This is a genomic window from Pseudomonas sp. LF-5 (genome assembly GCF_037626295.1).
GTDB classification, from domain to species: Bacteria; Pseudomonadota; Gammaproteobacteria; order Pseudomonadales; family Pseudomonadaceae; genus Aquipseudomonas; species Aquipseudomonas monsensis.
Genome location: NZ_JARKMT010000014.1, coordinates 13,308 through 32,810, shown reverse-complemented (window position 1 = coordinate 32,810; position 19,503 = coordinate 13,308). Strand labels below are relative to the sequence as shown.

The window sequence follows — 19,503 nt, the reverse complement described above, 5'->3', positions numbered from 1 at the left end:
ACCCTGCGCGCCTCGAAACACACATGGAACGCGACATGCTTCACGCTGAAAACCAGGATCGTCTGTACCTCATCACCCCTTACGAAGAACAACAGAGCCTCGTCGGCGGTCTCGCCTTCAATGTGCAGGATCGCCATTGGCTGGTGTATTGCGCCCTCGGCGGGCATCAGCATGCGGATTTGCCCGAGACCGACTTGCTGACGGGTGTCAGCGTTCTCGACTTCTACTCGCAGGCAGCCTGAAAGCAAAAGCACCCTCACCCTGGCCCTCTCCCGGAGGGAGAGAGGACTGACCGGGTTGTCTGTCGAGGTACATCGACCTGAAACTTCGAGGTGAATGTAGACCTCAAGAACAACGCAAATCGGCTCCCTTTCCCCCTCGCCCCCTGAGGGAGAGGGTTGGGGTGAGGGGGAAAGGATCTTCCCGACACCACAATTCTCAAACTCTGCACCCACAAAAAAGCCCGAAACCATCACTGGCCCCGGGCTTTTTCACATCTACCGAACACTTATTCGGCGAGGATCTGGCCCACGGTCGGATCCTTGAACAGACGGGTCAAGGCGTCGCTCAACACGTCGCTGACCAGTTTGGTGTTGGTTTCCTGATTCGGCGCCATGCCGAAACGCTGATCCAGCGACGCACCATAACGACCGCTGTAACGGCGATTGGCATTCTGTACGTCGGAGCGGAACGTTGCACCGATGGTCGCTTCGGTCACGTACATGCCTTCTTTGGGCGATTGATACTTCAGCTCGGCCAGGGTCACGGTCAGTTGTGGAGCGTTAGGCGCGTTGTTGGTCGGGGTAAAGCCGAGCAAACGTACGGCCGCTTCCGCCTGAGCCTGCAGCTTCGGCAGAATCTGCTCGCGCTGCACGGTGATGGCGCTGGTTTCCGGGTACAGGCCGCCACGGGTGCCCAGGGTTGGCGACGGACGACCGTCAACCACGCGCACGATGACTGGCTGGCCACGACCGACCGGTGCCAGTTGCGTGGTCAGCTTCGGCTCCGGACTCAGTTGTTGCGGGCTGTGGGCGCAGCCGGCCAGTGTCAAACCGGCCACAGTGATCAAACCGAACAACAGGCGTTGCAACATGCTCTTATCTCCAGAATCAGGCACAAACAGGCCGGCAGTATAGCGGTGGGCCACTGCGGGTCACCAGCGTCACACCATGAATACTGAAATGTCTGACAAACCCTGTCGAACGCGGTTCCTGTCACACATTCTTCACTGCCTATACACCATGACGTCATGGTCCGCCGGCAACCTTGCAGTCAGTCCTCCAACAAGGTACTCGGCCATGCGTTATCTGATCTCGTTGTTCGCTCCACGCCCACTTCACCGCAGCTTTGCCCTGCTCGATCGCAATGGCCATTGCCAGGCGTTCAAGCAATGCAGCCTGCAGCCAATGGGCGACGGCTGGGTCGAAATCGAAGAAATCCGCCTCAACTGGTTGCACCAGCCACTGCCGGCCAGCGCCCGCGTCATACCGTCGCAGCCCCGCGCACGTGCTCAGGCGATGTTGAGCATCTGACCGGATGCCTAATAAAAGTCATTAAACACGAGCAACACCGCGCATTTCTTCGATACAATCTCCCCCCGATTATAAGGACGTCTCCTGATCGGGCCCCGCGACAGCGTCAATGCGCATGCATCGACATCAAAACCGCCCACAGAGAGCCGCCCACACAGATCGAGTGAAGTTGGCGCGCTTGCCTGTTCTTCCGGCAAAACCCCTGCTTTTCGCGAATCTGCAGAGCTGTCATACGCTCGGCCACCGCGTTGTTTTGCCTTTGCGGGCAGGGTGCCAGGCTGGGACAGCCCTTTTTGAGGTTCACGTCTTCAAAAGAGCGTGAAAAAAACGGGTTTTCACAACTTCACAAGAGTGTGGCGAGCAAATGAATAGTTTTGCGTCTGAACATGCACCATTAGCGTCTGAAACAGCCCAACGACACAGGACCGGATATACCTCGAATACCGGAGCCTGAAGCCTGTCCGCTACGGATTTGGTTGCACAAAAACGGATGTCTCGACCATAAGTCGAATTGCCAGCCACGTGCTGAAATGAGTTCATGTGACTCTTGAAGCCAGGCCGCCTGCATCCGTCGAAGTTGCGAAAAATTGCGAAGATTCGGACATGGCGAACCTGACCACGGATAGCCGGGACACAATTGACCTGTCCCTGAATGCCTGGCAGCCATGCCGACAATTTGGTGCTGCAGATTTTGGAGACGCGTTAAATGGCGCATAACGAAGCAGTCGACGTAGTTCTGGTGGGGGCCGGCATCATGAGCGCCACCCTGGCAGTGCTGCTCAAAGAGCTCGACCCCGCGATCAAGCTGGAAGTCGTCGAGCTGATGGATTCCGGTGCCGCGGAGAGTTCCAACCCATGGAACAACGCCGGTACCGGCCACGCCGGCCTGTGCGAGCTGAACTACACCCCGCAGGCTGCCGACGGCACCGTCGACATCAAGAAAGCCGTGCACATCAACACCCAGTTCGAAGTGTCCAAGCAGTTCTGGTCGTACCTGACCAAAAAAGGCACCTTCGGCTCGTGCAAGTCGTTCATCAGCCCGGTGCCACACCTGAGTTTCGTCCAGGGCGACAAAGGCGTTTCCTTCCTCAAGGAGCGTTTCGAGGTTCTGCACAAGCACCACGCCTTCGCCGACATGGAGTACACCGAAGACAAGGCCAAAATGGCCGAGTGGATGCCGCTGATGATGCCGGGCCGCTCGCCGGACGAAGTCCTCGCCGCGACCCGCGTGATGAACGGCACCGACGTCAACTTCGGCGCCCTGACCAATCAGTTGCTCAAGCACCTGACCAGCGCACCCGACACGCAAGTCAAATACTGCAAGCGCGTCACCGGTCTCAAGCGCAACGGCAACGGCTGGACCGTCAGCATCAAGGACGTCAACAGCGGCAGCAGCCGTGAAGTCGACGCCAGGTTCGTCTTCCTCGGCGCCGGTGGCGCGGCGCTGCCGTTGCTGCAGGCCTCGGGCATCGAAGAGAGCAAAGGCTTCGGCGGCTTCCCGATCAGCGGCCAGTGGCTGCGTTGCGACAACCCGGAAGTGGTCAAGCAGCACCAGGCCAAGGTTTACAGCCAGGCGGCCGTGGGTTCGCCACCAATGTCCGTGCCGCACCTGGACACCCGCGTGGTCGACGGCAAGAAGTCCCTACTGTTCGGGCCATACGCCGGCTTCACCACCAAGTTCCTCAAGCACGGCTCCTTCATGGACCTGCCGCTGTCGGTTCGCGCCGGCAACATCGGGCCGATGCTGGCGGTGGCAAAAAACAACATGGACCTGACCAAGTACCTCGTCAGCGAAGTGATGCAGTCGATGGAGCAGCGTCTGGATTCCCTGCGCCGTTTCTACCCGCAGGCGAAAGCCGAAGACTGGCGCCTGGAAGTGGCCGGCCAACGGGTGCAGATCATCAAGAAAGACCCGAAAAAGGGCGGCATCCTGCAATTCGGTACCGAACTGGTCGCGGCCAAGGACGGTTCCCTCGCCGCGCTGCTCGGTGCTTCGCCAGGAGCCTCGGTGACCGTTTCGATCATGCTGGAACTGATCGAGAAATGCTTCCCGGCCAAGGCCAAGGGTGAATGGGCTGCCAAACTGGCAGAGATCTTCCCGGCCCGCGAGAAGGTTCTGGAAACCGATGCTGCGCTGTATCGCAAGATCAACACGCAGAACAACATTGCCCTGGAACTGGTTGAAGAAAGCAGCGAGACCCCAAGCTTCGCTTGATCGCGCCGCATAAAAAACGCCCCGTACTCAGTGAGTGCGGGGCGTTTTTTTATGCCTGAAATTTGAAACCCGGACCTTTGTGGCGAGGGGATTTAGCGAACCGTCGCCACAGGTATCGGGAAATCTCAGGTGCGTGACTTGTTGATCAGTTCGATATAGTCCTGAGCGTTACGCTGATCGGCAATCAGATCAACGAAGGTCTTGCCCTGCTCATCCTTGCCATCCACGTCATAGCCAGCTTCAACGAAGAACGTCAGAAAGCGCTCGAAATCGTCGATGCGCAAACCACGGTAAGCCTTGACCAGTTTGTGCAGCGACGGCGAAGTGGCGTCGACCGGTTCAAAATCGAGGAACAGCTTGATCTGCTCATCGCCGATCTCGTCACCAATCACCTGTTTCTTATCTTTACGCATTGCCGACTCCAGCTCGCAGACATTACACGGGGCGGGCAGTTTACCCCTGCCCTGCCACCGGGCTCAACGCGCGCGCACGCTGCCAGTGTGCAAATCGGCCCAGATATGGCCGTTGGCGTAGCTGAGGAATTGCACATACACAGTATCGTTGCGCAACAGATCAATCACCACGCGGTACTGCGCCAGTGGGTAAAACAGCGTCAGGGTTTTGCTTTTATCGTCATACACCGGTTTTTTCAGGCTTTTGCTTTCACCGTCGAAACTGACGAGCACTTGATTGACAGTCGCGCCTTTGTTCAGCGATTTGCCTTTAAGGCGGATCATCAGCGACGAGGTCACCGGTATGGGTTGCTGATTGGACTGACGTTGCGCGCCCACGACCACGGAATAATCGGTGACTTGCAACAGTTGTTGCTGCTCGGGCTCGGCATCGCGCAGGGTCAAGTCGTCCGGCGGCAGGAACTGACTGTGCATCGGCGCGGCGGACAGCGGCAGGCTGAGGGTCAATAACAGGGCGGCAAGGCTGCGGATCAAGAGGCGCATGACAGGCTCCGGGGGCGGGGCCGAGCACTCTAGCATGGGTGTCGCGGATGGATCAGCACACACAAAACAACTGTAGGAGTGAGCCTGCCCGCGATAGCGTCGTATCAGTCAACATTAACGTTGCTGACAGACCGCTATCGCGGGCAGGCTCACTCCCACAGGGGATAGTGCAGGTTTCTTACATGCCTTTAACGGCGAAGATCCCGTTGGCGTTGCGCCAGTAGCCTTTGTAGTCCATGCCGTAACCGAAGATGTAACGGTCAACGCATGGCAGGCCGACGAAATCGGCTTTCAGGTCAGGACGCGCCTTGCGGTCGTGATCCTTGTCGATCAGCACGGCGGTGTGCACTTTGCGCGCGCCGGCGTGTTTGCAGAAGTCGATGATCGCGCCCAGGGTGTGACCTTCATCGAGGATGTCGTCGATGATCAGCACGTCGCGGTCGATGAACGAGACTTCCGGCTTGGCTTTCCAGAACAGGTCGCCACCGCTGGTTTCATTGCGATAGCGGGTCGCGTGCAGGTAGGACGCTTCCAGCGGGAACTGCAGATGAGTCAGCAGTTTGCCGGAGAAGATCAGGCCACCGTTCATCACGCAGAACACCACAGGGTTGCTCTCGGCCAGTTGTTCGTTGATGTGTGCACCGACGCGGGCAATGGCAGCCTCGACTTCAGCTTCGGTGTACAGGCAGTCAGCCTCTCGCATGACTTGACGGATATGCTCGAGATCAGCGGACATGGCGCTCTCCGGGGGGTGGTTGGCGGGGGGTATAGCCGCGAAAAGCGGGCAAAGGTACGCATCTCGCACGGCCGAATCAAGCCTTTATGGACTAACGTACTGTATGTCCTATAGGACATCACCCTCGGATAGATTAATCTAGGCCGGTTTTTTTGCCCGCCGCCGGAGTTTTTCCATGCCCATCCTCGAGATCCGCCATCCGCTGATCCGTCATAAACTCGGCCTGATGCGCCGTGCCGATATCAGCACCAAGAATTTCCGCGAGCTCGCTCAGGAAGTCGGCGCACTGTTGACCTATGAAGCTACAAAAGATTTGCCGCTCGAATCCTACGATATCCCGGGTTGGTGCGGCACCGTGTCGGTCGAGAAAATCGCCGGCAAGAAGATCACCGTCGTGCCGATCCTGCGCGCCGGCATCGGCATGCTCGAAGGCGTGCTGAGCCTGATCCCGGGCGCCAAGGTTTCCGCTGTGGGCGTGGCCCGCAACGAAGAAACCCTGCAAGCGCACACCTATCTGGAAAAACTGGTTCCGGAAATCGACGAACGCCTGGCGATGATCATCGACCCGATGCTCGCCACCGGCAGCTCGATGGTCGCGACCATCGACCTGCTGAAGAAAGCCGGTTGCAAGGACATCCGCGCAATGGTGCTGGTCGCCGCGCCGGAAGGCATTGCTGCCGTCGAACAGGCTCACCCGGACGTGACCATCTACACCGCGTCCATTGATGAGCGCTTGAACGAGCACGGTTACATCATTCCTGGACTTGGCGACGCCGGTGACAAGATCTTCGGCACCAAGCAGAAGGACGCGTAACCATGCAGCAAGAGTTCAACGATCCGCTCTGGCGCACGGTGCTCTCCGGCGCCCAGATGCTGTTCGTGGCTTTCGGCGCCCTGGTGCTGATGCCGCTGATCACCGGCCTTGACCCGAACGTGGCACTGTTCACCGCGGGTCTGGGGACGATTCTGTTCCAGATCGTCACCGGGCGTCAGGTGCCAGTGTTTCTGGCGTCGAGCTTCGCGTTCATCACCCCGATCATTCTCGCCAAGGGCCAGTTCGGCCTCGCCGCGACCATGGGCGGCGTGATGGCGGCCGGTTTCGTCTACACCTTCCTCGGCCTGGCCGTGAAGATCAAAGGCACCGGTTTTATCGACCGCTTGCTGCCGCCGGTGGTGATTGGTCCGGTGATCATTTCCATCGGCCTGGCCATGGCGCCGATTGCCGCGAACATGGCAATGGGCAAGGCTGGCGATGGTGCTGAACTGATCCACTACCAGACCGCGATGATGATCTCGATGCCAGCGCTGCTGACCACGTTGATCGTGGCGGTGTTCGGTAAAGGCATCTTCCGCCTGGTGCCGATCATTTCCGGTGTACTGGTCGGTTTTGCCATGGCGTTCTATTTCGGCGTAGTCGACACCGCGAAGATTGCTGCCGCGCCATGGTTTGCGATCCCGCACTTCACCGCGCCGGAGTTCAACTGGCAGGCGATTCTGTTCATCGTTCCGGTGGCACTGGCTCCGGCCATTGAGCACATCGGCGGCGTGATTGCAGTCGGCAGCGTGACCGGTCGCGATTACCTGAAGAAGCCGGGCCTGCATCGCACCTTGCTCGGTGACGGCATTGCCACCACCGCCGCCGGTCTGTTTGGCGGCCCGCCAAACACCACTTACGCAGAAGTGACTGGCGCCGTGATGCTGACCAAGAACTACAACCCGAAAATCATGACCTGGGCGGCGATCTTCGCCATCAGCCTGGCGTTCATCGGCAAGTTCGGCGCGCTGCTGCAGAGCATTCCGGTGCCGGTGATGGGCGGGATTCTGTGCCTGTTGTTCGGCTCGATCGCGGCGGTGGGGATGAACACCCTGATCCGTCACAAGATCGACCTGGGCGAAGCGCGCAATCTGGTGATCGTCTCGGTGACCCTGGTATTCGGGATTGGCGGTGTGCTGGTCGGCACCGGGACTGGCCCGGACGACTTCGGCCTCAAAGGCATCGCGCTGTGCGCGGTGGTGGCGATTGCGCTGAACCTGATCCTGCCGGGCAATGACAGCTGGAAGCACAAGAAGGCGGATGAGCCGCTGATTTAAGGCCTGAAGATTTTTATTGCCTGACAGATAGCTATCGCGAGCAGGCTCACTCCTACAAGGTCAACGCACTACCTGTAGGAGTAAGCCTGCTGACGATACTTTCAGAGGGCCAGCGGCGCTCTTTCGCAGAGGGTTGCCAACGCCTTCGCCCATTGCGGGTCGTCGTTCAGGCACGGCACCAGCACCAACTCCTCGCCCCCCGCTTCGCGGAACTGTTCCTGGCCGCGATCGCCAATCTCTTCCAGCGTCTCGATGCAGTCGGCGACAAAAGCCGGGCACATCACCAGAATTTTCTTCACGCCACTTTTCGCCAGTTCGTCCAGCCGCGCTTCAGTGTAGGGTTCGATCCATTTCGCTCGACCCAGGCGCGACTGAAACGACACCGACCACTTGCCATCCGGCAAGCCCATGCGCTCGGCGAACAATGCCGCTGTACGCAGGCATTGCGCGCGATAACAGGTCGCCAGCACTGCCGGTGATGCGTTCTTGCAGCAGTCTTGATTCTTGAAGCAATGATTGCCGGTCGGATCGAGCTTGGTCAGATGCCGCTCCGGCAAGCCATGGAAGCTCAGCAACAGGTGATCGTAATCCTGCTGCAAGTGCGGTCTGGCGCTGGCGGCCAAGGCCTCGATGTATTCCGGCTGATCGTAAAACGGTTGCAGCACCGACAGCTGCACGTCGAGGTTCTTCTGGCGAATCACGCGCCGGGCTTCTTCGATCACGGTGGTCGTCGTGCTGTCAGCGAACTGTGGATAAAGCGGCGCCAGGGTGATGCGCTTGTGCCCTGCCGCAACCAGTTGCAGCAACCGTGTTTCAATCGACGGCTCGCCGTAACGCATCGCCAGCTCCACTGGCCCGTGGCTCCATTGCGTTGTCATCTGCTGTTGCAGACGGCGACTGAGCACCACCAGTGGCGAGCCTTCCTCCCACCAGATCGAGGCATAGGCATGGGCCGACTGCTCGGGGCGCTTGATCAGGATCAGCGACACCAACAGACGCCGCACCGGCCACGGCAGGTCGATCACGTACGGGTCCATCAGGAATTGATTGAGGTAGCTGCGCACATCGGCCACCGAGGTGGAGGCCGGAGAACCCAGGTTGACCAGAAGCAAAGCGTGATCGGTCATGCAACGTCCTATTTCAGAGGCGGCTGGAGAGATCATCCAGAGCCGCGCGTAAATCCGTGAACCGGAAAGTGAAGCCCGCTTCCAGCAAGCGTGCCGGCATCGCCCGTTGGCCGCCCAGCAACAGCAAAGACATTTCGCCCAGACCGACCTTCAAGGCCAGGGTCGGCATCGGCATGAACGCCGGGCGGTGCAACACGCTGCCCAGCGTCTTGGCAAATTCGCGATTGCGCACCGGTTTCGGCGCGCACGCATTATAAGGACCACGGGCCTGATCGCGGTGCAGAAGAAAATCAATCAAGGCGATTTGATCCTCGATATGAATCCACGGCATCCACTGCCGGCCATTGCCCAAAGGCCCGCCCAGTCCAAGCTTGAACGGCAGCAGCAGCCGCGACAAAAAGCCGCCCTCGGCCGACAGCACCAGACCGGTTCGTACCAGCACCACGCGCACGCCAAACGCTTCGGCACGTTGCGCGGTTTCCTCCCAGGCGATGCACAGCTGGCTGGCGAAATCGTCGATCACCGGTGGCGACTCTTCAGTCAACTCGCGCTCGCCGCCATCGCCGTACCAGCCTATCGCCGAGCCCGAAATCAGCAGCGCAGGTTTCTGCGTTCGCGCTTCAAGCCAGGCCAGCAAGGTTTCCGTGAGCGTGATCCGACTGCTCCACAACAGCGCCTTGCGCCGATGGGTCCAGAGTCGATCGGCAATCGGCGCACCGGCGAGATTGACGATGACATCCACAGGCTCCTCGCCCAGGTCCTCCAGACGCGCGATGCCACGCACCTGCGCGCCGCAACGTTGCGCGACTTTTTCCGGGCGACGGCTCCACACGGTCAGGCGATGCCCCTGCTGCGACCAATGCCGGCAGAGCTGACGTCCTATCAAACCAGTACCGCCGGTCAGCAATATGTGCATGACATCTTCCTCGCGTGGCGTTTTACCCGGATCACTAGTCTATTTTTATAAGCAGGGATCTTTTCGTACGGGCAGGCTCTATTGTTTAACCATAGGCCAAGCTGCCAGAACGAGAACGCTAGAAGTTATACCAAAAAACAAAATTGTACAGGTTTCAATCACGGCGTAGTCTGTACAGAAAGGTAAACGAGGCCCCTATGACTGTACCTATCGCAATCATCGGCACCGGCATCGCCGGACTTTCGGCGGCCCAGGCTCTGACAGAGACCGGGCACACCGTCCAGTTGTTCGATAAAAGTCGCGGCAGCGGCGGACGCATGTCGAGCAAACGCAGCGACGCCGGTTCGCTGGACATGGGCGCGCAATATTTCACCGCCCGCGACCGGCGCTTCGTCACCGAGGTGCAGCGCTGGCAAAGCCAGGGCTGGGTCGCCGAGTGGACACCGCAGCTCTATACCTTCCATGGCGGGCAACTGAATCTGTCGCCGGACGAGCAGACGCGCTGGGTCGGTTCGCCACGCATGAGCGCCATCACCCGCGGCCTGCTCGAAGGGCTGGAAGTGCATTTCGCCTGTCGGATCACCGAGGTCTATCGCGGCGAACAACACTGGCACCTGCAGGATGCCGAGGGATTCACTCACGGCCCCTTCAGCCATGTCGTGATCGCCACGCCGGCACCGCAAGCCACGGCCTTGCTGGCCGCTGCGCCGAAACTCGCCGGCGCCGCCGCCGGGGTGAAAATGGACCCGACCTGGGCTGTCGCCCTTGCCTTCGAAACTCCGCTGGATACGCCCATCGAGGGCTGCTTCGTTCAGGACAGCCCACTCGACTGGCTGGCGCGCAACCGCAGTAAACCCGGACGCGACAACACCCTCGACACCTGGGTGCTGCACGCCACCAGCGCCTGGAGCCGGCAACACATCGACCTGTCCAAGGAAGCGGTGATCGAGCAATTGCACGGTGCCTTTGCCGAACTGTTGCACAGCGCGATGCCCGCGCCCACGTTCAGCCTCGCCCACCGCTGGCTCTATGCCCGTCCGGCCACCAGCCATGAATGGGGTACGCTGGCCGATGCCGATCTGGGCTTGTACGCCTGTGGTGACTGGTGCCTGTCCGGCCGCGTGGAAGGTGCCTGGCTCAGTGGTCAGGAGGCTGCAAGACGCTTGCACGAACATCTGCAATGAATCGAATCAATCCGCAGAAGCTGCTGCTGTCGAAATGGACAGCAGCTCACCCGCAAAATCGTGAAAAACATTTTCTGGTCACCGAGTTGTTCCGCGACGAGGAAGGCACAGTACTGGCCGTCGAACTGCAGGCGGTGCTGACCAAGCGCACCGAACGACTCGACTGGCAGGCCCTGCAAAACCCCGCCCACTGGAAATTCGGCTGGCAACTCTAGGCGCTGCCAAAGGCTGCAATCGTCTGATCGTAATCCTGGAGATTGACCATAAGATCGGAATCTACAGCGCCTCCTGCAAAAACTTATACAAATAGTTTGACTTGTACACCTTTGAATCTATGCTAAGCACATGTTGTACAGATAAAGTCCACTGTACAGGTTTAGCTTCGAGGTGTTCATGTCCGATCTTTCCTCATCCCGGCCAAAAATCGCGATCAGTGCCTGCCTGATGGGTGCTGAAGTGCGTTACAACGGCGGACACAAGGAATCGCGCTTGTGCAGCCGGACCCTCACGGAATATTTCGACTTCATCCCGGTCTGCCCGGAAGTGGCCATCGGCCTGGGCATTCCTCGCGAGCCGATTCGGCTGGTGGGCAATCCCGATCAGCCCGAGGCGATCGGCACGGTCAACCCGTCGATCAACGTCACCGAACCCCTCGCCGCGTACGGTCAGAAAATGGCCGGCGAACTCAATGACATCTGCGGCTATATCTTCATGCAGCAGTCACCGTCGTGTGGCCTGGAGCGGGTCAAGGTCTATCAAGCCAACGGCGCACCGGTGAACGGTGGCGGCCGTGGCATCTATGCCCAGGCATTCTGCGCCGAACACCCGGACCTGCCGGTGGAAGAAGCCGGACGCCTGAACGACCCGGTGCTGCGCGAGAACTTCATTACCCGCGTCTTCGCCTACAGCGCGTGGCAGCACCTGCTCGAACAGGGGCTGAGCCGGCGCGCGCTCACCGAGTTTCATTCGCGCTACAAATACCTGCTGATGGCCCACAACCCGGTGCAATACAAAGCGCTCGGCAAACTGTTGGGCAACATGGCGAACAACGACCCTGCCGAACTCGGTCCGCGCTACTTCAGCGAGCTGATGCAGGCGTTGAAAAAATGCGCCACACGCGGCACCCACAGCAACGTTCTGCTGCACATCAGCGGTTACCTGAAACAGGCAATCAGTGCCGATGAAAAACAGGAAGTGCAACACATCATCGGCCAGTACCGCCTCGGCATCGTGCCGCTGGTAGTCCCGCTGACGCTGCTCAAGCATCACTTCCGACTCCATCCGGATCCGTACATTGCGCAGCAGGTTTACCTGCAACCGCATCCGGAAAACCTCAGCCTGCGAAACGCCATTTAATGAACGATAAACCCGACACCAGCGCCCAGGAAGACCTCGGCGCCGACTTCAAGAAAGCCCTTGATGAGGGCTGGTTGCCGATTCGCGAGGTGGCGCGGCAGACCGGCGTCAACGCGATCACTCTGCGGGCATGGGAGCGCCGTTACGGGCTGGTCGTGCCGCAGCGCACGCCCAAAGGCCATCGACTGTACAGCGCCGAGCATGTGCAACGGATTCTGACCATCCTCACCTGGCTTAACCGTGGCGTCGCCGTCAGCCAGGTCAAGCCGCTGCTCGACACCGCGCCAGCGTCCGGCGAAGTCGTGGAAAACGATTGGCACCTGCTGCGCCAGACCCTGCTGAACGCCGTCACCCGCCTTAACGAACGTACCCTCGATGACAGCGTCAATCAGGCGATGGCGCTGTATCCGCCGCGCACCCTGTGCGAGCAATTGCTGATGCCACTGTTGGCCGAACTCGAACAACGCTGGCAGGGACAGTTCGGTGCGCAGATGGAGCGCACATTCTTTTATTCCTGGTTACGCAGCAAATTCGGCGCACGCATCTACCATAACAACCGTCAGTTGCATTCCGCACCGTTGCTCTTGATCAACCAATCAGACCTGCACATGGAACCTCATCTGTGGCTATGCGCGTGGCTGATCAGCAGTACCGATTGCCCGGTGCAAGTATTTGACTGGCCGCTGCCGCCCGGCGAACTGGCCTTGACTGTCGAGCACCTGCAGGCCCGTGGCGTGCTGCTGTACTCCAGCAAAGCGATGAACCTGGCGCAGTTGCCAAAGCTGTTGAATGGCATTAATTGCACAACAATGATCGCCGGACCAACGGTATGCATCCACCACGCCGAGTTGTCCGTAAGAACCACCGAGATCGCTGATTTGTACCTGGCCGAAGATCCGTTATCGGCACACCAGGCACTGCTTCAGCGTGGGTTGATTTAATGCGTTTGCGAGAAACATCATGCAACTGATCTGGCTGCGCAGCGACTTGCGCCAACATGACAATACCGCCCTCGCGGCCGCCGCAGCCCGCGGCCCGACGGTGGCCGTTTATCTGTTGAGCCCACAGCAGTGGCAGGAACATGACGACGCGCCGTGCAAGGTCGACTTCTGGCTGCGCAACCTGAGCGAACTGAGCGACAGCCTCGGCAAACTGAATATTCCCTTACTGATCCGTACGGCCGGGCATTGGCATCAGGCCCCGGCGCAGTTGCTCAAGCTCTGCCGGGAACTCAAGGTCGAGGCGGTGCACGTCAACGAGGAATACGGCGTCCACGAAAGCCGTCGCGATGCCGCCGTGGCCGAAGTGCTGAAGGCCGAAGGAATCGAATTTCACAGTTACCTCGACCAGTTGCTGTTCCAGCCGGGCACGGTCCTGACCCGCACCGGCACCTACTTTCAGGTGTTCAGCCAGTTCCGCAAGGTCTGCTATGAACGGTTGCACCGCTCGGTGCCGGCGCTGGTCAAGACACCCGGCAAACAGGCCGCGCAGGCGATCCACAGCGATCCGGTGCCGGCCGCCATAAAAGGTTTCGAAACACCGAGCGAGGCCTTGATCGCCCTGTGGCCCGCCGGCGAACAAGAAGCCCGGCGGCGCCTCGACACCTTCGCTGACGCACAAATCGATTACTACCAAAGCGAACGCGACTTCCCGGCAAAACCCGGCACCAGTCAACTTTCCGCTTACCTCGCTGCCGGAGTGATTTCGCCGCGCCAATGCCTGCACGCCGCCCTGCAAAGCAATCAGGGCGAGTTCGACAGCGGCAAGGTCGGTGCCGTCACCTGGATCAACGAGCTGCTGTGGCGCGAGTTCTACAAGCACATCCTGGTCGGCTATCCACGGGTGTCGCGCCATCGTGCCTTCCGCCCGGAAACCGAAGCCCTCGCATGGCGCCATGCACCGGACGAACTCGCCGCCTGGCAACAAGCGCGTACCGGCCTGCCGATCATTGATGCCGCCATGCGCCAGCTGCTCGAAACCGGCTGGATGCACAATCGCCTGCGCATGGTGGTGGCGATGTTCCTGACCAAGAACCTGCTGATCGACTGGCGCGAAGGCGAACGTTTTTTCATGCGTCATCTGATCGATGGCGATCTGGCAGCGAACAACGGTGGCTGGCAATGGAGTGCTTCGACCGGTACCGATTCGGCGCCGTATTTCCGCATTTTCAACCCGTTGAGCCAGTCGGAAAAATTCGACAGCGAAGGCCTGTTCATCAAGCACTGGCTGCCTGAACTGGCCCGGTTGAATAAAAAGGAAATACATAATCCGGCCAATCTCGGCGGGCTGTTCGGCGTGGCGGACTACCCTTCGCCCATCGTCAACCTCAGCGCCTCCCGCGATCGCGCATTGGCCGCGTTCAAGAGCCTGCCTTCGCGCTCGACAGGAGCAGGTGATGAGTGAATTCCTGCACGGTTTTGCCCGGCAATTCGCGCAGTTGAATAAAGACAACCTGCACCGCCTGGGCGAGCTGTACAGCGATGACATTCACTTCACCGACCCGTTGCACGAAGTACAGGGACTGGTGCAATTGCGAGATTACTTTCGCGAGCTGTACAGCAATGTCAGCGAGCTGCGGTTCGACTTTCATGGTTTCGACCCGATCGGCGACGGCGAAGGCTACTTGCGTTGGGTCATGAGTTATCGCCATCCGCGACTGGCGGGGGGCCAGGTGATTCGTGTCAGCGGCTGCTCGCATCTGCTCTGGCACGACAAGGTTTATCGCCACCGGGATTATTTCGATGCCGGTGCGCTGTTGTATGAACATTTACCCGTATTGGGCCAGCTGATCAGGTGGCTAAAAAGGAGAATGGGATGAGTCGTACCCTTGCCCGGCGTTATTGGCTGACCGGTGCCAGCAGTGGCATCGGCGCAGCACTCGCCGAAGAGATCCTGAAAACCGGTGCGCATCTGGCCGTCAGTGCGCGCCAGGTGGCGCCACTGAAAGTGTTGGCGCAGCGTTATCCAGGGCAAGTGCTGGTGGTCGCGGGCGATTTGACCAACAGTCAGGTAGTGCGCGAGATCGGCGAACAGATCAGCGCCGAATGGGGCTCACTGGACACCGTGATTCTCAACGCCGGCACCTGTGAATATGTCGATGCAAAGCAGTTCGACGCCTCCATCGTCGAGCACGTGGTGCGTACCAATCTGCTCGCCAGCAGTTACTGCATCGAAGCCGCCCTGCCGCTGTTGCGCAAAGGCACCGCACCGCACCTAGTCGGGGTCGCAAGTTCGGTGACGTATCTACCGTTGCCCAGAGCCGAAGCCTACGGCGCATCGAAAGCCGGGCTGCGTTACCTGTTCGAATCGCTGCGCATTGATCTGGCGGATGAAGGCATCGAAGTCACCGTGGTCAGCCCCGGTTTCGTCGAGACCCCGCTGACCGCCAAAAACGATTTCCCGATGCCCCTCAGCTGGCCTGTGGATAAAGCCGCACGTCACATCTTCGCCAGGCTCAAGGACCGCCCGCTGGAAATCGCTTTTCCGGCGCTGTTCATGGCGGCCTTGTGGCCGTTGTCGAAACTGCCGGCACGTGTGCAGTTGGCCATTGGCAAGCGCATGGTGCGCAAGTCGCCTCCGCTGACGGATCCAACATGAAGATCGCTATCGTCGGCAGCGGGATCGCCGGGCTCACCTGCGCGTACCTGCTCGATCGTCGACATGACGTCACGGTGTTCGAGGCCAGCGACTGGGTCGGCGGTCATACGCACACGGTGCCGGTCACGGTCGACGGACGCCAGTACGCGGTGGATACCGGGTTCATCGTGTTCAATGACTGGACGTATCCGAATTTCATTCGCCTGCTCGACCAGCTCGGCGTGGCGAGCAAAGCGACCGAGATGAGTTTCTCGGTGAGCGATCCGGACACTGGCCTGGAATACAACGGCAACAACCTCAACAGTCTGTTCGCCCAGCGCAGCAATCTCTGGTCACCGGGGTTCTGGGGCATGTTGCGCGACATACTGCGCTTCAATAAAGAGGCCCAGCGCGACCTCGCCGAACGGCGCATCGCCAGCGACATGACGCTCGACGACTACCTCAAGGCCGGCGGGTATGGCGAGCGCTTCATCCTGCATTACATCGTGCCGATGGGCGCGGCGATCTGGTCGATGCCGATGGCCGAGATGCTCAAGTTTCCGCTGCAATTCTTCGTACGGTTCTTCAAGAACCACGGTCTGCTGTCGGTCAGCAATCGTCCGCAATGGCGGGTCGTCGAAGGGGGTTCCAGCGCGTACATTGCGCCGTTGACGGAATCGTTCAAAGACAACATTCGCCTGAACTGTGGAGTGACCCGCGTCGAGCGCGACGAACATGGTGTGTTTATCCACAGCCCGGCAGGCATCGAACACTTCGACAAAGTCGTATTCGCCTGTCACAGCGATCAGGCCCTGCAACTGCTCGCCAGCCCGAGCGCTGCCGAACGGTCGATCCTCGGCGCCCTGCCCTATGCCGACAATGAAGTGGTGCTGCACACCGACACCGGCCTGCTGCCCACGCGCAAACTGGCCTGGGCGAGCTGGAACTATCGCCTCGGCGGCGCCGGTCACACCCAGGCCGCCGTGACCTACGACATGAACATCCTGCAAGGTATTCAGAGCGACACCACGTTCTGCGTCAGCCTGAATCAGAGCGCCGGCATCTCCCCGGACAAAATCCTGGCGCGCTTCACCTACGCCCACCCGCAATACAGCCTCGCCGCCGTGGCGGCACAACAACGCTGGAGCGAACTGGACGGGGTCGCGCACACCCATTATTGCGGCGCCTATTGGGCCAACGGCTTCCATGAAGACGGCGTGGTCAGCGCATTGCGCGTGGCTGCGGCGTTCGGGGAAACCTTATGAACAGTGCCCTTTACAGCGGCTGGATCGGCCATCGGCGCTTCGCGCCGCGCCGGCATGAGTTCCGCTACAAGATCGGTTTGCTCTACCTCGACCTGAGCGAACAGGACGAAGTGTTTGCGCTGTCGCCACTGGCGGGGCGGAGCAGGTTTGCGCCCTTTTCCTTCCGCGAAACCGATTACCTCAAAACCTTCACCCAGCGCGGTGTGCGGTTGATCGACGCGGTGCGTCAGCAGGTCGCCGCTGCCATCGGCCATGCCCCGCAAGGGTCGGTCTGCCTGCTGACGCAACCCCGCAGTTGGGGCCTGTCGTTCAATCCGGTGAGTTTCTTTTATTGCCATGAGGCTGACGGACAACTGGCAGCGATTGTCTGTGAAGTCACCAACACCCCGTGGCGTGAACGCTATCACTATGTATTGCCGGCCCGCACACCAGTCGACCTGTTGGACTTTCATCAACACTTCGCCGTGGCCAAGGCGTTTCATGTGTCGCCGTTTCTGCCGCGCGACCTCGAATACCGCATGAGTTTCAGCCCCGCCGCACAAACCCTTGGTGTGCACATGGCTGACTGGCAGGGCGAACACAAACTGTTCGACGCCACCCTCAACCTGCAACGCGAGCCTCTCGACCGCCGCAGCTTGCACCGTTACCTGCGGCGTTTTCCGTGGATGACCGCGAAAACGGCCCTGGCGATTTATTGGCAAGCACTGCGCCTGCTGTGCAAACGCGCGCCCCTTTTCGCTCATCAGGCTGCCGACGGCAGCTTTCAAACCGCCACTGTCCCTCCCAGGAAACATCACCATGAAATCCTCTAGCCTGTCGGTCAGCCGGTTCAGCCCCCACAGCCTGACCGGATCGCTATTGCGCCGTGGCGTGTTGCGCCAACTGGCCCAGCTCAAACACGGGCAACTGCGGGTCATTGAGGAAGGCGAGCACCTGACGTTCGGGACGCCGGGCAGTCCGGTGCTCGGGGAAATCCACGTCAACGATCCGGCCGTGTGGGGCATGGTGGCCGGCAATGGTTCAATCGGTGCCGGCGAGGCGTTTATCCACGGCTACTGGAGTTCGCCAGACCTGACGGCGGTGGTACGGGTGTTCGTCAGCAACCTTGATGTGCTCGACGCGATGGAGGGTGGCCTGGCGCGCCTCGGCCGTCCGCTGGTGCAGGGTTTGCACTGGCTCAATCGCAACACGCGCAAGGGCTCGCAGCGAAACATTGCCGCGCACTACGACCTGGGCAACGAGCTGTTCGAGCAGTTTCTTGATCCGACCATGATGTACTCGGCCGCACAATTCCTCTCGCCCGAAGACAGCCTGGAACAGGCACAACTGAACAAACTGGAGCGGATCTGCCAGAAACTCGCGCTCAAACCCACTGACCATCTGCTGGAGATCGGCACCGGCTGGGGCAGCATGGCGCTCTACGCGGCGCAGCATTATGGCTGCCGCGTAACCACCACCACGCTGTCCAAAGAGCAGTACGCGTTTACCGCACGACGCATCGAACAGCTCGGCTTGCAGGAACGCGTCACCCTGTTACTCAAGGACTATCGCGACCTCACCGGCGAGTACGACAAACTGGTGTCGATCGAGATGATCGAAGCCGTCGGCCATCGCTTTTTGCCGACCTACTTCAAGCAGTGCGCACAGCTGCTTAAAAGCAACGGCCTGATGCTGTTGCAGGCGATCACCATCCGCGATCAGCGCTATGAACAGGCCAAACGTGGAGTCGATTTCATCCAGCGTTACATCTTCCCGGGCGGCGCCCTGCCCTGTGTGCAGAAAATGCTCGAAGTGGTCAGCCGCGACACCGACATGAACCTGCTGCACATGGAAGATTTCGGCCTGCACTACGCGCGCACCCTGCGTATGTGGCACGAAAACTTTCGCCACGCCCACGGGCGCCTGAGCGAGTTGGGCTACGACGATTACTTCCTGCGGTTGTGGGAGTTCTACCTGTGTTACTGCGAGGGCGGCTTCCTCGAGCGCACCATCGGCACCGCGCAATTGTTGCTGGCCAAACCGGCGGCGATGCCGATGCCACTGCTCGGTCGCTTCGATGCTTGAGCGGCTGGCTAATGCGCTGCTGTTCCAGATCGGCTGGCTGGCCTGCGTGCTCGGCGGCAACAGTTTGTGGTTGCTGCTGGCGCTGGCCGTGCTGGTGATTCATCTGCGCTGGATCAGCAGTTGGGTGGAGGAAGGCCGGCTGATTCTGAGCGTGGTGATTGTCGGCACGGCGGTGGACAGCGTGTTGCGCGGTTTGAACGTATTCGAGTTTCAGGATCTTTCACCGCTGATTCCACTGTGGCTGATGCTGCTCTGGGCCCTGCTGGCCACCACCCTGCGCCATTGCCTTGCATGGAGCGCACGGCCCTGGTGGCTGGCGAGCATGCTCGGCGCCGTCGGCGGCGGCTTGTCGTATTACGCCGGCGGAAGGCTGGCCGGCGTGCAATTCCCCTATGGCGAGATACCGACCCTGATCGGCATCGGCCTGCTCTGGGCGCTGCTGTTTCCGCTGCTGCATGCGATGGCCCGACGGTTGAGCCACTGAG

General features: G+C 60.0%; 22 protein-coding genes. 16 read left to right on the top strand and 6 right to left on the bottom strand.

What is annotated here, in order from left to right; all coding sequences use genetic code 11:
* Positions 1-35: 35 nt before the first annotated feature.
* Positions 36-242: a hypothetical protein gene (locus PseuLF5_RS26265; RefSeq protein ID WP_123463209.1), complete on the top strand. Its 207-nt coding sequence runs from the start codon at positions 36-38 to the stop codon at positions 240-242.
* 266 nt (positions 243-508) lie between these two features.
* Here PseuLF5_RS26265 and PseuLF5_RS26260 read toward each other — a convergent pair whose 3' ends face one another.
* Positions 509-1,093 carry a YajG family lipoprotein gene (locus tag PseuLF5_RS26260; RefSeq protein WP_123463081.1) on the bottom strand — a complete coding sequence of 195 codons (585 nt, stop codon included), beginning with the start codon at positions 1,091-1,093 and terminating at the stop codon, positions 509-511.
* Between the two features lie 205 nt (positions 1,094-1,298).
* Between PseuLF5_RS26260 and PseuLF5_RS26255 the strand changes: the two genes are divergently transcribed.
* Positions 1,299-1,532 carry a hypothetical protein gene (locus PseuLF5_RS26255; protein ID WP_123463079.1) on the top strand — a complete coding sequence of 78 codons (234 nt, stop codon included), beginning with the start codon at positions 1,299-1,301 and terminating at the stop codon, positions 1,530-1,532.
* 706 nt (positions 1,533-2,238) lie between these two features.
* Positions 2,239-3,747, top strand: coding sequence for a malate dehydrogenase (quinone) (mqo, locus tag PseuLF5_RS26250; RefSeq protein ID WP_123463077.1), 1,509 nt, complete (start codon positions 2,239-2,241; stop codon positions 3,745-3,747).
* 125 nt (positions 3,748-3,872) lie between these two features.
* Here mqo and PseuLF5_RS26245 read toward each other — a convergent pair whose 3' ends face one another.
* The 3 genes from PseuLF5_RS26245 to PseuLF5_RS26235 form a co-directional block, all read right to left on the bottom strand.
* Positions 3,873-4,160, bottom strand: coding sequence for a PA4642 family protein (locus PseuLF5_RS26245; RefSeq protein WP_123463076.1), 288 nt, complete (start codon positions 4,158-4,160; stop codon positions 3,873-3,875).
* Positions 4,161-4,223: 63 nt separating this feature from the next.
* Positions 4,224-4,703, bottom strand: coding sequence for a hypothetical protein (locus PseuLF5_RS26240; protein WP_128614482.1), 480 nt, complete (start codon positions 4,701-4,703; stop codon positions 4,224-4,226).
* A 178-nt stretch (positions 4,704-4,881) separates the two neighbouring features.
* The gene (locus PseuLF5_RS26235; protein WP_123463072.1) at positions 4,882-5,439 is read right to left on the bottom strand and encodes a hypoxanthine-guanine phosphoribosyltransferase; all 558 of its coding nucleotides are present in this window, start codon (positions 5,437-5,439) and stop codon (positions 4,882-4,884) included.
* Positions 5,440-5,614: 175 nt separating this feature from the next.
* Here PseuLF5_RS26235 and upp point away from each other — a divergent pair, with 175 nt between their 5' ends.
* Entirely contained in the window at positions 5,615-6,253 is a 639-nt protein-coding gene (gene upp / locus PseuLF5_RS26230) for a uracil phosphoribosyltransferase (protein WP_123463070.1), read from the top strand.
* A 2-nt stretch (positions 6,254-6,255) separates the two neighbouring features.
* Positions 6,256-7,530, top strand: a complete 1,275-nt coding sequence (locus tag PseuLF5_RS26225; RefSeq protein WP_186747995.1) for a uracil-xanthine permease family protein — start codon at positions 6,256-6,258, stop codon at positions 7,528-7,530.
* Positions 7,531-7,631: 101 nt separating this feature from the next.
* On the opposite strand, the gene hemH is transcribed toward PseuLF5_RS26225, so the two are convergent.
* On the bottom strand, positions 7,632-8,657 hold the full coding sequence (hemH, locus tag PseuLF5_RS26220) for a ferrochelatase (RefSeq protein ID WP_123463067.1): 1,026 nt from the start codon (positions 8,655-8,657) through the stop codon (positions 7,632-7,634).
* Between the two features lie 13 nt (positions 8,658-8,670).
* On the bottom strand, positions 8,671-9,573 hold the full coding sequence (locus tag PseuLF5_RS26215; RefSeq protein WP_322375591.1) for a TIGR01777 family oxidoreductase: 903 nt from the start codon (positions 9,571-9,573) through the stop codon (positions 8,671-8,673).
* Positions 9,574-9,770: 197 nt separating this feature from the next.
* On the opposite strand from PseuLF5_RS26215, the gene PseuLF5_RS26210 reads away from it, so the two are divergent.
* The 11 genes from PseuLF5_RS26210 (at position 9,771) to PseuLF5_RS26160 (ending at position 19,502) form a co-directional block, all read left to right on the top strand.
* A complete protein-coding gene (locus PseuLF5_RS26210; protein ID WP_123463063.1) occupies positions 9,771-10,757 on the top strand; it encodes an NAD(P)/FAD-dependent oxidoreductase in 987 nt (328 codons plus the stop codon).
* Entirely contained in the window at positions 10,754-10,972 is a 219-nt protein-coding gene (locus tag PseuLF5_RS26205; protein WP_123463061.1) for a TIGR02450 family Trp-rich protein, read from the top strand. The genes PseuLF5_RS26210 and PseuLF5_RS26205 overlap by 4 nt, the downstream gene beginning before the upstream one ends.
* 178 nt (positions 10,973-11,150) lie before the next feature.
* The gene (locus PseuLF5_RS26200) at positions 11,151-12,113 is read left to right on the top strand and encodes a YbgA family protein (protein ID WP_123463059.1); all 963 of its coding nucleotides are present in this window, start codon (positions 11,151-11,153) and stop codon (positions 12,111-12,113) included.
* The gene (locus tag PseuLF5_RS26195) at positions 12,113-13,054 is read left to right on the top strand and encodes a MerR family transcriptional regulator (protein ID WP_123463057.1); all 942 of its coding nucleotides are present in this window, start codon (positions 12,113-12,115) and stop codon (positions 13,052-13,054) included. The genes PseuLF5_RS26200 and PseuLF5_RS26195 overlap by 1 nt, the downstream gene beginning before the upstream one ends.
* Before the next feature lie 19 nt (positions 13,055-13,073).
* On the top strand, positions 13,074-14,516 hold the full coding sequence (phrB, locus tag PseuLF5_RS26190; protein WP_340134997.1) for a deoxyribodipyrimidine photo-lyase: 1,443 nt from the start codon (positions 13,074-13,076) through the stop codon (positions 14,514-14,516).
* Complete coding sequence (locus tag PseuLF5_RS26185; RefSeq protein ID WP_123463053.1) at positions 14,509-14,931, top strand: nuclear transport factor 2 family protein; 423 nt, start codon at positions 14,509-14,511, stop codon at positions 14,929-14,931. Before phrB ends, PseuLF5_RS26185 begins: the two co-directional genes overlap by 8 nt.
* Complete coding sequence (locus PseuLF5_RS26180) at positions 14,928-15,710, top strand: SDR family NAD(P)-dependent oxidoreductase (protein WP_123463051.1); 783 nt, start codon at positions 14,928-14,930, stop codon at positions 15,708-15,710. Before PseuLF5_RS26185 ends, PseuLF5_RS26180 begins: the two co-directional genes overlap by 4 nt.
* The gene (locus PseuLF5_RS26175; protein ID WP_222834309.1) at positions 15,707-16,954 is read left to right on the top strand and encodes an NAD(P)/FAD-dependent oxidoreductase; all 1,248 of its coding nucleotides are present in this window, start codon (positions 15,707-15,709) and stop codon (positions 16,952-16,954) included. Before PseuLF5_RS26180 ends, PseuLF5_RS26175 begins: the two co-directional genes overlap by 4 nt.
* A complete protein-coding gene (locus PseuLF5_RS26170) occupies positions 16,951-17,766 on the top strand; it encodes a DUF1365 domain-containing protein (protein WP_123463047.1) in 816 nt (271 codons plus the stop codon). Before PseuLF5_RS26175 ends, PseuLF5_RS26170 begins: the two co-directional genes overlap by 4 nt.
* Entirely contained in the window at positions 17,753-19,018 is a 1,266-nt protein-coding gene (locus tag PseuLF5_RS26165) for an SAM-dependent methyltransferase (RefSeq protein WP_123463045.1), read from the top strand. The genes PseuLF5_RS26170 and PseuLF5_RS26165 overlap by 14 nt, the downstream gene beginning before the upstream one ends.
* Positions 19,011-19,502, top strand: coding sequence for a DUF2878 domain-containing protein (locus tag PseuLF5_RS26160; protein ID WP_123463043.1), 492 nt, complete (start codon positions 19,011-19,013; stop codon positions 19,500-19,502). Before PseuLF5_RS26165 ends, PseuLF5_RS26160 begins: the two co-directional genes overlap by 8 nt.
* Position 19,503 lies beyond the last annotated feature (1 nt).

Coding starts and splice junctions, on each gene's coding strand:
- PseuLF5_RS26265 (WP_123463209.1), top strand. CDS start 36: ATGCTTCACGCTGAAAACCAGGATCGTCTGTACCTCATCACCCCTTAC.
- PseuLF5_RS26260 (WP_123463081.1), bottom strand. CDS start 1,093: ATGTTGCAACGCCTGTTGTTCGGTTTGATCACTGTGGCCGGTTTGACA.
- PseuLF5_RS26255 (WP_123463079.1), top strand. CDS start 1,299: ATGCGTTATCTGATCTCGTTGTTCGCTCCACGCCCACTTCACCGCAGC.
- mqo (WP_123463077.1), top strand. CDS start 2,239: ATGGCGCATAACGAAGCAGTCGACGTAGTTCTGGTGGGGGCCGGCATC.
- PseuLF5_RS26245 (WP_123463076.1), bottom strand. CDS start 4,160: ATGCGTAAAGATAAGAAACAGGTGATTGGTGACGAGATCGGCGATGAG.
- PseuLF5_RS26240 (WP_128614482.1), bottom strand. CDS start 4,703: ATGCGCCTCTTGATCCGCAGCCTTGCCGCCCTGTTATTGACCCTCAGC.
- PseuLF5_RS26235 (WP_123463072.1), bottom strand. CDS start 5,439: ATGTCCGCTGATCTCGAGCATATCCGTCAAGTCATGCGAGAGGCTGAC.
- upp (WP_123463070.1), top strand. CDS start 5,615: ATGCCCATCCTCGAGATCCGCCATCCGCTGATCCGTCATAAACTCGGC.
- PseuLF5_RS26225 (WP_186747995.1), top strand. CDS start 6,256: ATGCAGCAAGAGTTCAACGATCCGCTCTGGCGCACGGTGCTCTCCGGC.
- hemH (WP_123463067.1), bottom strand. CDS start 8,657: ATGACCGATCACGCTTTGCTTCTGGTCAACCTGGGTTCTCCGGCCTCC.
- PseuLF5_RS26215 (WP_322375591.1), bottom strand. CDS start 9,573: ATGCACATATTGCTGACCGGCGGTACTGGTTTGATAGGACGTCAGCTC.
- PseuLF5_RS26210 (WP_123463063.1), top strand. CDS start 9,771: ATGACTGTACCTATCGCAATCATCGGCACCGGCATCGCCGGACTTTCG.
- PseuLF5_RS26205 (WP_123463061.1), top strand. CDS start 10,754: ATGAATCGAATCAATCCGCAGAAGCTGCTGCTGTCGAAATGGACAGCA.
- PseuLF5_RS26200 (WP_123463059.1), top strand. CDS start 11,151: ATGTCCGATCTTTCCTCATCCCGGCCAAAAATCGCGATCAGTGCCTGC.
- PseuLF5_RS26195 (WP_123463057.1), top strand. CDS start 12,113: ATGAACGATAAACCCGACACCAGCGCCCAGGAAGACCTCGGCGCCGAC.
- phrB (WP_340134997.1), top strand. CDS start 13,074: ATGCAACTGATCTGGCTGCGCAGCGACTTGCGCCAACATGACAATACC.
- PseuLF5_RS26185 (WP_123463053.1), top strand. CDS start 14,509: ATGAGTGAATTCCTGCACGGTTTTGCCCGGCAATTCGCGCAGTTGAAT.
- PseuLF5_RS26180 (WP_123463051.1), top strand. CDS start 14,928: ATGAGTCGTACCCTTGCCCGGCGTTATTGGCTGACCGGTGCCAGCAGT.
- PseuLF5_RS26175 (WP_222834309.1), top strand. CDS start 15,707: ATGAAGATCGCTATCGTCGGCAGCGGGATCGCCGGGCTCACCTGCGCG.
- PseuLF5_RS26170 (WP_123463047.1), top strand. CDS start 16,951: ATGAACAGTGCCCTTTACAGCGGCTGGATCGGCCATCGGCGCTTCGCG.
- PseuLF5_RS26165 (WP_123463045.1), top strand. CDS start 17,753: ATGAAATCCTCTAGCCTGTCGGTCAGCCGGTTCAGCCCCCACAGCCTG.
- PseuLF5_RS26160 (WP_123463043.1), top strand. CDS start 19,011: ATGCTTGAGCGGCTGGCTAATGCGCTGCTGTTCCAGATCGGCTGGCTG.